This is a genomic window from Bradyrhizobium genosp. SA-3 (assembly GCF_004212635.1).
In the GTDB taxonomy this organism is placed as follows: domain Bacteria; phylum Pseudomonadota; class Alphaproteobacteria; order Rhizobiales; family Xanthobacteraceae; genus Bradyrhizobium.
Map to the genome: position 1 here is coordinate 1 of NZ_PSRT01000198.1, position 12,662 is coordinate 12,662.

At 57.6% G+C, this 12,662-nt stretch carries 11 protein-coding genes; 6 read left to right on the plus strand and 5 right to left on the minus strand.

The features are described 5' to 3' along the window. The first annotated feature begins 1,541 nt into the window (after positions 1 to 1,541). Together CWO91_RS38865 and CWO91_RS38875 are read left to right on the plus strand one after the other, a co-directional pair. Positions 1,542 to 1,766 carry a hypothetical protein gene (locus CWO91_RS38865; RefSeq protein WP_130220670.1) on the plus strand — a complete coding sequence of 75 codons (225 nt, stop codon included), beginning with the start codon at positions 1,542 to 1,544 and terminating at the stop codon, positions 1,764 to 1,766. Between the two features lie 791 nt (positions 1,767 to 2,557). Continuing rightward, entirely contained in the window at positions 2,558 to 3,508 is a 951-nt protein-coding gene (locus tag CWO91_RS38875) for an ABC transporter substrate-binding protein (protein ID WP_165406012.1), read from the plus strand. A 129-nt stretch (positions 3,509 to 3,637) separates the two neighbouring features. Here the strand turns inward: CWO91_RS38875 and CWO91_RS38880 are convergent, their stop codons facing one another. Then, positions 3,638 to 4,600 carry an ABC transporter substrate-binding protein gene (locus CWO91_RS38880; RefSeq protein ID WP_165406013.1) on the minus strand — a complete coding sequence of 321 codons (963 nt, stop codon included), beginning with the start codon at positions 4,598 to 4,600 and terminating at the stop codon, positions 3,638 to 3,640. A 333-nt stretch (positions 4,601 to 4,933) separates the two neighbouring features. Between CWO91_RS38880 and CWO91_RS38885 the strand changes: the two genes are divergently transcribed. Then, positions 4,934 to 6,244 (plus strand): adenylate/guanylate cyclase domain-containing protein, encoded by a 1,311-nt coding sequence (locus CWO91_RS38885; protein ID WP_130220673.1) that lies wholly within the window; start codon positions 4,934 to 4,936, stop codon positions 6,242 to 6,244. A gap of 274 nt (positions 6,245 to 6,518) precedes the next feature. Continuing rightward, positions 6,519 to 7,694 (plus strand): amino acid ABC transporter substrate-binding protein, encoded by a 1,176-nt coding sequence (locus tag CWO91_RS38890; RefSeq protein WP_130220674.1) that lies wholly within the window; start codon positions 6,519 to 6,521, stop codon positions 7,692 to 7,694. A gap of 332 nt (positions 7,695 to 8,026) precedes the next feature. Here the strand turns inward: CWO91_RS38890 and CWO91_RS44810 are convergent, their stop codons facing one another. The 4 genes from CWO91_RS44810 to CWO91_RS38905 all read right to left on the minus strand — a co-directional run bounded on the left by CWO91_RS44810 (position 8,027) and on the right by CWO91_RS38905 (position 11,662). Beyond that, on the minus strand, positions 8,027 to 8,632 hold the full coding sequence (locus CWO91_RS44810) for a hypothetical protein (protein ID WP_245471513.1): 606 nt from the start codon (positions 8,630 to 8,632) through the stop codon (positions 8,027 to 8,029). Then, complete coding sequence (locus tag CWO91_RS38895; RefSeq protein ID WP_245471514.1) at positions 8,593 to 9,816, minus strand: PHA/PHB synthase family protein; 1,224 nt, start codon at positions 9,814 to 9,816, stop codon at positions 8,593 to 8,595. The genes CWO91_RS44810 and CWO91_RS38895 overlap by 40 nt, the downstream gene beginning before the upstream one ends. Positions 9,817 to 10,028: 212 nt before the next feature. Next, positions 10,029 to 10,265 (minus strand): PilZ domain-containing protein, encoded by a 237-nt coding sequence (locus tag CWO91_RS38900; RefSeq protein WP_130220675.1) that lies wholly within the window; start codon positions 10,263 to 10,265, stop codon positions 10,029 to 10,031. A gap of 632 nt (positions 10,266 to 10,897) precedes the next feature. After that, positions 10,898 to 11,662: a carbonic anhydrase gene (locus CWO91_RS38905; protein WP_245471515.1), complete on the minus strand. Its 765-nt coding sequence runs from the start codon at positions 11,660 to 11,662 to the stop codon at positions 10,898 to 10,900. A gap of 538 nt (positions 11,663 to 12,200) precedes the next feature. Here CWO91_RS38905 and CWO91_RS38910 point away from each other — a divergent pair. Together CWO91_RS38910 and CWO91_RS38915 are read left to right on the plus strand one after the other, a co-directional pair. After that, complete coding sequence (locus CWO91_RS38910; RefSeq protein WP_130220676.1) at positions 12,201 to 12,410, plus strand: YgaP family membrane protein; 210 nt, start codon at positions 12,201 to 12,203, stop codon at positions 12,408 to 12,410. Beyond that, the coding region (locus tag CWO91_RS38915; protein ID WP_130220677.1) for an RNA polymerase sigma factor at positions 12,407 to 12,662 on the plus strand (256 nt) is incomplete at its 3' end. The genes CWO91_RS38910 and CWO91_RS38915, both read left to right, overlap by 4 nt.

Below are 12,662 nucleotides of genomic sequence, written 5' to 3' on the forward strand. Positions count from 1 at the left end.
CGAAATGCGGAAACAGCTTCTGATCGCGCGTGAAGCTCCTCAAGCCCTACAATTGGATTATGATCGTGCTGATCAGGGTAGCGTTGGTAGGACGGACACGCAGCACGAATTCAGCTACGGCGCGCCGAATTGAAGTGGCCGCAAGACATAGGGCTCTCCTCGAGGCCGCAATAACGAACAAGCGGCGATGGCTCGGGATACCCATTGCGTACGGACTAAGATTGTAACTGCGCAGTACTTCATCTCGGTTGTGAGGGTTCAACTCATGACGAAACACTTTTGGAAGCGCATTGTGACCCATGTGCTTGTAGTCGCCCTATCTTTGATGACAATCACGATTGCAGCGACATCGTTGGGCGAGCCCATTGTTGCAGGGATTGCTGCTTCTATTCCGGGCCCATTCCATCTTGCGACGGAAAGGACACTTGCAGGTGCTGGGCCAAGCAAACCGACGCTCGCCCGCGCGCCAACGGGTTGTCGGCTTCGATCTGCTCCTCTGCAATGGAAGGTGGACTGGCTTTTCGGGCCGCCTGCGACTCCAATACGATGAATCCCCGCCCAGGGCCGCCGACCGCTGCCCTTGAGGCTTAACGGAAAGGGCAAGCCGACGATTTGCTCGCGTTCGCCGCGCCGTGATCGCCCTCGGCTATATCGAAGATCTTGACTGCCTGTGAAGTAGCTTAGATCCCTTCGCTCGTGGCGCGCGCTAATGTGAGGAAAGATTCTTACTTGACGGAGGCCTCCGATGCTCGCAGCAATCAAATGGAACTCCCCACATAGTGCTCGCGAATGGGTAATGATGGCTGTGGCGCTTGTCGTCCGCACACAGGCAAACCGGCAGAATGGCGAAAGGAAGCAAAAGCAGCCACTCTGGAAGCATTTCGACGACACCCATCATTGGGACTCAACCGCGGAGGAATGGGGCCCAACCCAGACCGAGCGACTTCCTAAATACCTGCGAACGACGGGGGTGTTGGGCAGGGCGAGGGAATTTCTGTCAGCAAGACCGGCGGGATATCCAATCGGCGAGTCCAACGATTGGGGACCGACTGCTTGCCAGTCTGATCGGACGAGTGGCTTACCCCATCCACGCGTGCATCGCATGGTCGGTGCCGACGAATCCTTTGGCTTGGCCTCCCAGCAATTGCTTTGAGCCTGGCTGCAGCCCGTCGCGTTCTGCAGTGACTACCCCTGTCTAGCCAACATGATCCACGAACGGTTGATGTCGGATAATGGCCCCGTGGCCGCTCAATCAGACGCCGCGATGTCTGCCTCTGGAAGATGAGGCGACCGTCTCCGGTAAGCTCCCGAGGGCGGCCTTTGACCCTGGCTGTGTGAAAAACGGGAGTGGTGCGCTTGTGGAGGCGAAGATCGGTAACCTCGAGATAAACGATCTCTGAACTGCCGGTTCGGCCGGCGTTCATATCATCCCTTTAGGATGTCCACACAGTAGTGAACCCGAGCCGTAGTTTCCAGCCGTGGAGCCGAATCCACGCGCTCGATAATTTGCGCAGGGACATACTCACAATGGAGGAGACACAATGAAGAAGCTTCTCGTTTCGGCTGCTGCCGCTGCAATCATGACCGGCGCTGCCTACGCCCAGACGGAATTTTATGTAGTGCAAGACACCTCCACAAAGAAATGCACCATCGTGAACAAGAAGCCGACCACCACAACCACCGTCATTGTTGGCGACGGCAAGGTGTTCAAGACACGCACTGAAGCTGAGACCGGGATGAAGACCATCAATGTCTGCGCGCACTAAGGGAGCGGTGGCGAGAAGCGATAACTTCCGCTCCCATCGACAAGAGAGAGACCGCCGAAGTGGCCTCCCTCTATTCACCGGAACATACCAACTGGAGGATCAGCCATGTTGAAAGGAGTGCGCAAGTATGCATTCGGCGCCGCAGCGGCAACTGCGCTTTTTGTAATCCCGATCTCGGCCTTTTCCCAATCCTTTGAGATTGGGCCGGGAGGTGTCCGAGGGTACGACGGTCGAGGGGGAGGGCAATGCGAGCAATTGCGGCTTGCCTGCGAAAACAAGGACGCGCTAGGGGAACGGGGCGAAGGAAATTGCCGCAGATACCGGGAGACCTGCCAAAGACCAGTACGCCGGGATGTGTGCGCCGAATTGAGACAGGCCTGCCTCTACAAGAACGAGCTGGGCGAACAAGGCGCAGGAAATTGCCGCAGGTATCGCGAGACTTGTCGGGGGCGCCTGTAAAGGTCTCGCCAATTTCAGGATGGCGGAGTGGTCCGGCACCGCCTCGCGCACTCGTCATCGCGAAGGCCGCCTCAGTTGGCGGCCTCGTTCATATCAGGCCGACCCCGCGATGTCGCCTACCGGCCCCGAGCTGAACAACGAACGAGCCGCCGCCATGTTGGCTGTCTGCGGGAGACCGGACGTTGCACGATGGTTGCGGTGACCGCCGCTCATGACCCATTAGCGGAGATTCGTTTTGACGACTCCCTATAGTCTTCGGCTGCTGCTCGTGATCAAATGCGACGTTTCAGCCAATACGCAATTAGGGGCGAGGTATGAGGCGGCGGGAGTTATTGCTTTTTGCCATGCTCGGTGCGGCACATCTTCCTCAGTTGCTTCGGGCTCAGCCCGTCAAGGGCAAGATAGGTTATCTGCATCCCGTTACGACAAATCCAAATCACATTACCTTCTCAGTACTTGAGCGGGAGTGGCGCCGCCTCGGGTATGTTGAAGGCGAAACTGTTTTGACCCGCTCCGGCGAGGGCGAACTAAGACGACTTCCCGAGTTAGTCCGAGATTTGATCGGCAAAGGAGTGGGCGTCCTTATTGCCGTCGGGGCCCAAGCTGTCCGCGCCGCTGCTAGCGTGGCCTCAAACACTCCAATAGTGGCTATCGATTTGGAGACTGACCCCATCCAAGCCGGACTAATTCGCAGCGTTGCGAGGCCCGGCGGCAACGTCACAGGCCTATTTCTGGACACACCTGTCCTTGCCGCCAAGTGGATTCAGCTCATGCGCGAGATGGTTCCAGCTTTGGACCGTGTTGCTTTTGCCTGGCAGCCATCTGCCGGAAGAAGCCAGCTAGGCGTGGCGCTCCGAGTTGCCGAGAACTTGGGGGTCGAAACGACTGTTCTGGAATTTAGCGTTAACGACGATTTCCCCAGCCTACTCTCGGCCATCGCAGGGCCGAAACGCACCGGCATCATCCAGCTCTCAGGCCCTGGGATTACCCCTGTTGCAGAGAAATTTGTTGCCGCCGCAACGCAGAACAATCTGCCGACCCTTTCGTTTCTCGGTGAAGCGGCAAGGCGCGGATTCTTGATGAGCTATGGCCCCAACCAGAGGGACTATTTTCCCCGTGCGGTTCAACTGGCTGATCGAATATTGCGTGGCGAGAAAGCCGCTGACCTCCCGGTGGAGCGGCCCTCGAAGTTTGAGTTCATCGTGAACTTGAGGACAGCAAGAGCGCTCAATCTGACTGTGCCGCCGACTCTCCTGGTTAGTGCGGACGAGGTTATCGAATAAAGATCCGCTGCTGGCCCGAAGACAAAGATCACGATGGCGCCCGGCACGTCAGCAGCCGAGGCCAGACCGGACGTGGTGGCGACGCGGCCAATTTACGCGAATGACCCGGAGCAGACTTTCGGCAAATCGCTACACGATCACTCTATCCGCCAATAGGAGTACTTGCTCCGGGACAGCCAAGTGAAATGCTTTGGCCGTTTGGAGATTGATCACGAACTGGAATTTCGTCGGTTGCTCAACCGGCAAGTCCCGTGGATTCGCACCTTTGAGGATGCGGTCCACGTAATCGGCCGCTAGTACAAATAGAGCCTTGATGTCCGGCCCATAAGCCATCAACCCACCCAGGTCTGGGTAATTGGTGACCTGATATACTGTGGGCAGCCGGTATTTGAGTGCGATTGATGGCAATGCCCGCCGCGGCGGGTCTGCAAGTACGTAAACGATTTCGCACCCCGCGGCCTGCATGTCGGCGAACGCCTTATCAACATCTTCGGGGTCGGGCGCAACGAATCGTTGGGCTGAAACGCCGATAGCGCCCGCTGCCCTGGCCGCCACTTCGGCCAACGCCGGATGCGTCGGGTTGTTTGAAGTGAGCACACCGATTTTCTGGACCTTGGGAAACACAAGGCGAATGATGTCGAACGTCTTCGCTGTGAGATCACCGAACATGTTCGCTACGCCGGTGATATTACCACCGGGCTTTGCAAAACTTTTGACAAAGCCAGAGCCGATGGGATCGGTGGATGGCGACATGATGATCGGAATCGTCGAGGTCGCTCCTTGTGCAGCTGCAATTGCAGGTGTCGCTTCGGCGATTATGACGTCGGGCTTTAGTGCAACGAGTTCCTCAACCAAATTCGGCAACAACGCGTAGTGACCCTTCGCTTCGCGCAGTTCGATTATGAGGTCCTTTCCCTCCCGATATCCCTTGGCTTTGAAAGCTTCTCTGAACCATCCGATGATCCGATCGCCTTGTCCGGAGGTAACCAGCGCGACGCGCCAGGGCTGCGATCGCTCGGCGTGCACCACGGCGGCAATGGCAATCGAACAGGCTGTCGTAAGCAAGGTACGACGCGTTACTAAACGAGCCACGTGTCCCTCCTTGAGTCCGCACTGCGAGGTTAGCACAGGTGGTTTTCTCAAAGAATATGGTCTCGCTTGCTGCGGTGCGTGGGTCTGGAACTGGCCCGAAGGCGCAGGTCCGACCGGCGTCCCTGTTGTCGGCTCATCGAGGTAGAAGAAACCGGCGGAGCCGCCAACCGGCGCTCCGACCTCCGAAAGGCTCCGGCTGAGGTGCGCCGCGGACCCTCAGCGAACATGGGCAGCCTGAGGTCATGGCCACACGGCCATGAGCCTCTCGCCGCTCAATTGCACTGCTTGGCCGTTAGCCGTAGGCTACCCAGTGACCCAGACTGGCGGGAAGCCATGGTTGTCGAGACGCGCTATGTGACCAGCGGCGAGGTCTTCGTCGCGTACCAAATATCCGGACAGGACGGTCCGGATTTGCTCATGACGCCGGGCTTTGTATCGCATCTGGAGCTGTCGTGGGAGAATCCCAACGCCGCGCGTTTTCTTAACGACCTCGGCTCGTTCTCGCGACTGATCCGATTCGACAAACGCGGCACGGGTCTCAGCGATCGTGGCGTCGGTGTCCCGCATCTCGATGAAAGGATCGACGATATCCGCGCCGTCCTCGACGCCGCGGGTTCTAAGAGGGCCTACTTGTTCGGTGTCTCGGAGGGCGGGCCGATGTCGATCCTGTTCGCGGCGACCTACCCTGAACGGGTCGCCGGTCTCATCCTGTTCGGCACGTATGCGCGCACGGTTGGCTCCTCCGTTCCGTTTGACGATTTTGTGGGATTGGAGCGCGATATCCGGTCCAACTGGGGTACCGGCAAAAGTCTGCCAAGTTTCTCCCCGTCGGCAGCCGCAATTCCCGGGGCCATGGAGCGCTTCGCCAAGTTCGAGCGCTCGGCGGCCAGCCCGTCTGATGTGATCAACCTGATGCGTATGAACCGCGAGATCGACGTAACGGCCATCCTGCCGTCGATCCGTGTTCCTACACTTGTCATGCACCGGTGCGACGACGTACGCATTCGTGCACTGGCCGGCCGCGAGCTTGGAGAGAGAATTCCTCAGGCGCGCTACATCGAACTACCGGGTAACGATCACCTCGCATGGTCAGGAGATCAGGACCGGCTTGTCGAGGAGATCAGACAATTCATGGGTGTTTCCGCTACTGCCATCGAGGTTGATCGCGTCCTCTCGACTGTGCTGTTCACCGATATCGTTGATTCGACAAGGAGAGCCTGGTTGGTGGGCGACCGGCAGTGGCGTTCAACTCTGGAAGCGCATCATGCGGCGGTGCGTTCGGAACTGGAGCGGCATCGCGGACGCGAAGTTAAAACTACAGGCGACGGATTTCTGGCCCTGTTCGACGGCCCGGCGCGCGCTGTCCGCTGCGCGCAGAGGATCGTCAGCGCGGTGCGGCCGCTCGATCTCGAAGTACGGGCCGGCGTCCATACCGGTGAGGTTGAAATGATGGGCGACGATGTGGGCGGCATCGCTGTGCACATCGCAGCACGGGTAGCTCAGCATGCGAAAGCGAGCGAAGTTCTGGCCTCGAGCACGGTAAGAGACCTAGTCGCAGGTGCTGGCCTCAAGTTCGTCGATCAGGGACCGGCCGAGCTTAAGGGTCTTTCCGAGCCAATGCGCCTATTTGCAGCCGTCACCTGAATTAGTTCCGGGGCGCCGATTGCGCCTTAAAAAGCTGAGACGCTATCACCCGATGTCCACTTGTGGCCCATCGCTTCAGTTGGCGCAATGCAACGGTATGTCAGAAATTAGGGGTAGATCGGACGTGGCTGGCCAACTGCAAGAATGTCGAGATTGACCCGTTCCTGACATTTCCAATGGGACAATGGCCCCTTTTTTTCGTATTCTGGGGCAGTCGGAAAGCAGTCTCGTAGGTCTCGTAGGTGAAGCGAGATCATAAACGAGAGAGTGCACCATGAGGTCAAAATCACTTTCACTCGTTGCCTTGGCTGTCGCTTCCGTCGTTGCGGCTGGGCAAGGCCTTGCCCAGCAGCCAATTCGGATCGGCACCTCGATTGCAATCACCGGGAGGGACATGGTGCAGGGCGGCTACGTCCGTGAGGGTTATCTGCTTTGCCAAAAGCATGTAAACGAGAAGGGCGGAGCCCTCGGGCGACCGATTGAGTTTCTGATCCGCGATGATGGGTCCGATCCGAAGACAGCCGTTGATCTCTATGAGAAGCTGATCACAGAGGACAAGGTGGATGCGGTGATTGGCCCCTACGGCTCCGCAAGCACGGACGCCGTGGCCGACGTCGTGGAAAAGTACCGCAAGCTGATGGTAGCGCCGGCGGCGGGGACGACTTCGATTTGGGAAAAGGGGCGGAAATACCTCATCATGGTGGTTTCGCCACTGGAAGCCGCCACAGCGGGAACGATTGATCTTGCGGCCCGCAACGGGCTCAAGACGATTGCCGTGATCAACGTAGATACTCTCCCGGCAAAGGCCGTGGCCAAAGGTGCGCTTGAACTGGCTAAGAAGGAGGGCCTGGAGTTGGTATTGCACGAGACTTACCCGCCGGGCACCACCGATTTCTCCGACATCCTCAACAAGGTCAACGCGGCCAAGCCCGATCTCCTCGTGGTGAACTATGTTCCGGCCGAGGTCATCGCGATGACCCGCCAAATGAAAGAACTGGACATAAATGTAAAAATGCTCAGCGCGACACCTGGAGCGAGTTTTCTTGACTACCAGAAGGCTCTCGGGAAAACGGCGGAGTTCGTCTATGCCGGCTCGTACTGGAATCCGGACCTTCCTTACCCCGGCAACCGAGAGTTTGTTGCGGCCTATCAGAAAGAATTCAACCACGCCCCGGCCTTTATCGCCGCTTCGTCCTACGCCGGCTGCGAGCTCCTCGTTGACGCCGCGCGTCGAGTGGGCAGCCTGGACTCCGACAAACTCCGGGAGGCATTACTGAAGTTGGAAACTAAGACCGTTTTCGGCGACTTTGCCGTGGACGAGCGCGGCTTCCAGATCGGTCATAAGGCGATCACCATCCAATGGCAGGACGGCAAGCAGGTGGTGGTGTGGCCCGACGAGGTGGCAGCCGGTAAAGCCAGATTCCCGACCTCGCCTTGGAGCCAACGGTAGGTGTTCGTTGCGTGTGGCACACGAGAATGCCAGCACGTCGCCTATTGGCCCATCGCTTCCGTTGACGCAGTGCCACCACATGTCGGTTCGCAGGGACAGACCGGAAGGTTGCAGCCGGGCGCTAGACCGACGCTTTTGGACCCATACCGGAAATGCCGAACTTGCATACTGAGACCGGGATCAAGCCCTATTTTCTACACCTCGTTCTTTGAAAGCGGACAGGCAAGGGCATCCGGATCGCTCCGCAGGGATATTAGCTGCTGAGACCAGAGCGGACATCAACGTTCCGTAATTCTGATTTGCGCGCAGCGACAGATCACTTCCGCCGCAACCTACAAGGCCATCGATCTCATGCGGACGTAGGAACCGGGCGCGTTTTCGATAATCGGCAACCCACCGCTGCCGGGGTCGCGAGCCGGAACGCGGCCTTCGTCAAATCGGGTTACCCATTCGTCCCAAAGCGGCCACCACGACCGTTGACAAGGCGCAGCGTCGACGAACCATTCGTCTGGACTGGGCGGCAAAGCATCGTTCACCCAATGCCCGTATTTGGTGCCTGGTGGGCTGATGACGCCAGCCATATGGCCAGCTTCGGATAACACGAACTTGACCGGTCCGGAGTACAAGCGTGTCGCCGCATAGGTCGACTTCCACGGCGCGATGTGGTCTTCGCGGGTTGCCAGAATGAAACTCGGAGTCCTGACTTTCGACAGATCTATCGGCGTATCCGCCAACGTGATCCCACCGGGTTTTGCCAGGAGATTTTCATGATACATCCTGCGCAAGTAGAACGAGTGCATCGCCGCGGGCATGCGGGTCGAATCGGAGTTCCAAAACAAAAGATCACCGGGCACTTGCTTCTTGCCGAGCAGATAATTGCTAACGACAAACGACCAGATCAGGTCATTGGCGCGCAACATGTTGAACGTCGTCGCCATTTGATGCGCTTCCAGATATCCATGCTGGCGCACCGTCTTTCGAGATATGCCAATTGCTCTTCGTCTATGAAGACGGCCATATCCCCAACTTCGGTAAAATCGACGAGCGTCGCGAAATAGGTGACGCTTGCAATCCGGTCCTCGCCCTTCGCGACCAAATATGCCAGCGTCGAGGCGAGCAGTGTTCCGCCGAGGCAATAGCCGATCGCGTTGACGCTATGCTCTCCGGTCGCAGACTCGATAGCATCGAGGGCCGCCAAGGGGCCTTCGAGCATGTAGTTTTCAAAGTTCTTTTCAGCGTGCTGTTTGTCGGGATTTACCCAGGAGATGACTAGAACAGTATGTCCCTGATCGACGGCCCATTTTATGAAAGAGTTTTTCGGCTGCAGATCGAGAACATAGAACTTGTTGATCCACGGCGGCACGATGAGGAGTGGCCGCCTGCGAACCTCTCGTGTCGACGGCGTATATTGGATTAGTTGCATGAGCTCGTTTTGATAGATCACTTTTCCGGGAGTCATTGCGATGTTTTCGCCGAGGCGGAAAGCCTTCATGTCGGTCATCGTGATCGCAAGACGGCCTTTGCCGCGCTCCAGATCGGCAAGAAGGTTCTCCAAACCGCGCAGCAGGTTCTGTCCGCCCGACGCCAAGGTTGCGGTGAGGACCTCCGGATTGGTAGCGACGAAATTGGAAGGGGACAGGGCATCAACCAGCTGGCGGGTATAGAAGTCGACCTTGCGGGCAGAGGCCTCGTCCATGCCTTTGACTTCGCGGATTGCAGAAAGAACCGACGCTGCCGCAACAAGATAACTGTCTTTCACAAAGCTAAAGACAGCATTCTCGCTCCATTCCGGATGCTTGAACCGTTTATCTTTTGGGGTATCGGCCTCGCGTGCACGCAGCATGAGTAGGCGTACCGCGGTTTTCTGCCAGATACCTACGATGTTGTGGAATAGGCCGATCTGCGCGCGTGCGACCACCGCCGGGTCGGTCATCATCCTCGTCATGAACTCGAAAAAATCAAACCCAAGCATTGACCATTCGCCCACGCCGAACTTAATCGCGTCAGACTCATGAGGCGTGAAGTGCCGCATCAGTACTTGGGTTTGTTTCGTGATGTCACGCAGTTGCGCCGCAAGGGCAATCGGATCCCAGATGGGCTGCTCCATCCACTTCTCGGCCATAAGTCTTTCCTCCTGACAGGCCTGACCAGAGCCGTTTTGGGTAGCTTCCAAAAAAACAACACCTCACCGCATGCGGTTGGTGACACGCGCGTCGGCAGGTAGGGTTGATTGGTTATGTTAAAGCCGGGTTTCTGTGCACCAGCCCCTGTTCGTCGCCGGCGCGCCTATGGCCCTAAGAACTTCCACCTGCATCCGCATGAGCTGGTGGCGTGTCAATAGAATGCGACGGCGATACGCTTTTCTTTACGCCAGACCACTGCACACCGGCGCAGGTCACCGTCCGGAATGACGGTCAGCGCGAAGTCGTCGGGAATCTTTCCATCTCCAACAATATTCAGGGCGGCACCGTATGCGGAGATGCTGCGAATCACGCAATCTGCTTTCGAACGGCCGAAGCTGATTGAGCCTGACTTTGGGATGCGTGTCGAATGAGAACCTTTCTGCTCCATAATTTTTCTCCGAGTAAAGGGTTCACACCGCAGAGCGCAAATCGATTGTCAATCGGGCCCCTTGCCACCAAAACGAGTTCGTCAAAATCTGGGAGCCGATCCAATCTCAATGCCCTGAATCAAATAAATGCCATTAAAATATCATATTAAATGTTTAAATTAAACCAAAAAATGGGCAAGATATTAAATGATCGCTTGGAGGTTGAATGAACGTCACGCAAGGGCGTGCGTTTGCTGGAATTTTAGCGCCGATTGCTCTTGGTGCTCATCAAAGCGCCTACCCCATTGGCATTTGATCCAAGCGAACTTTAAATCGCTCATACAGCTGCTGGAGTAGAGCAGTTCCGGCCACGTCGCGACGGAGCTATTACAACGAAATACTGCCGGCCTTTTTCAACGGAATCGGCCCTTCTGAGACACGCCGGCCGCGATGATGAGTGTCCGCCCTCGGGGGTAAAGCGGAAAGCAAATGCTCGCGCTGAGTTCTTCTCAGATTGACCCTGAGCGGACTCCAACGTGGTGGGAGCATGAACACAAAGCCTGGGCAGGAAAACCCACGATGCCGCAACCATCCTGCCCGAACGAAGACTACCGTCTGCCGACTGGCATCGCACGTGGCCTAGATTCGAAGCCTAGGTGAGCAGCGAGACGTTTCCGCTCATGATGTCGTAGCGGGCCGCTACGACCATCAGCTTCCCCTCCTTGATCGCTGCGGCGATGACGGGGGATGCCTCGCTGAGCAGGGTCGCCTGCATCCTGGCGTTGGCGTCGATGGCAGCGCCGAGGTTGCCGCCCGCGGCGACCACCGCCGGCTGGATGGGGGCGTAAAGGACGCTGATCTGGCCAGGCACAGCCTTGCCTTCAATGGTTGCCTTGACCGCACCGCAATTGCCGTGCCCCAGCACGACGATGACTCTGGTGCCCAGAACGGCGACGCCATATTCGAGACTCGCCGTGATCTCGGGCGTAGTTACGTTCCCGGCTACACGGACGACGAAGATTTGGCCGATGCTCTGGTCGAAGATAAACTCCACCGGCACCCGTGAGTCCGCGCAGGATAGAACCGCGGCAAAGGGCTCCTGCTTCTCGACTGTTTTGGCCTTGAGAATCGAAAGGTCGTCATTGAGGGACTGGAGTTGTCCGGCGACATAGCGCTGGTTGCCGTCCATTAACGCCTTGAGTGCAGCCTCGGGCGTCAATGTGCTCTGCGCCAATGCGGGCAGAGCGGGAATGACCGTCGCGCCTGCCAGCGCTACAGCCGTGCCGGCGATGGCGTTGCGCAGGAAGCTGCGACGCGCCAGATCGGCATGCTTCTCATGGCCCCTTGGCTCGATAGAGCCGCAATCACAGCGGCAGGCCATACCAACGGCTTGGGCGGAAATGTCCGTAGGTTTCATCTGTGCCTCCTTGTGTCTCACGTTCGCATCGAGTCACGTCAGTTAGGGCTGCTGATGTATCGTCTCGGCCTTGAAAGGTTGTCCTCAAGCTCATGGCACGCGAGTTCTTTGCCCACATCGCGATACAGAACGGGCGGCATAGTTTAGCGCAACGCCCCTTTCGGGCTATACATATTCGGCTGATTTATTCCTCCGACTCCGCGAGGAATATTGAGCGATGTGGCTTGGCGCAGCCGATGACCGAACTATCTGGGGCACGGTTTGGCCTCCCAGGCGCTGGTCCGGAATTGGCCCGTGGCCGACCTAAGCCCAGAGTGCCGCGGCGTCTGCTGTCAGGAGGTGAGCCGACTGCGGTCCTGCCCCGCGAATAGGGCAGCCTTTGACCCGGAGCAGACCTTTTCACGCAGCCCGCCCACCGCCGGCTTTTGACCCCAGCCGAACTTAGACTATTTTTTCGGAGTCGCGAACCGTTTCTCATTTTCCAAGCCTCTAAGTCTCTAGGGCGTCAGAAACGACGCTACAAAGGCAGGAGGTTGCTATGCTGTACAAGAAGAACGTGGCTGGCTGGGAAAGTTGGGTCCGGCTCTTGGCTGGGGCAATTATGATCGCTTGTGGGCTACTAGGTCTTAAAGGTATGCCCGTTGGATACTTGATCGCCGGTGTCGGGGTCCTGACCGCGCTTACAGGCGTTTTCGGATACTGCCCGGCATGCGCAGTAGCAGGTCGAAAGCTGCGCGCCGAACCATGAGCACACCTTTTTTATCGCCGAGCACGATGGAAGCGGCAATAGGCGGGGACGCTGACGCCATCCTGACGCTGCTCAAAATGTCGCAGCCCGACATACGCCGGTACGCGCGAAGAACCTGCCGCACGACAAGCGATGTGGAAGACGCGGTTCAGGAAACGTTATGGATCGTGTACCGTCGCATTGGTCGTCTCCAACGCGCCGGAGCCTTTTCCCTATGGCTTTTTCAGATAGTTCATCGAACTTGCTTGAGTG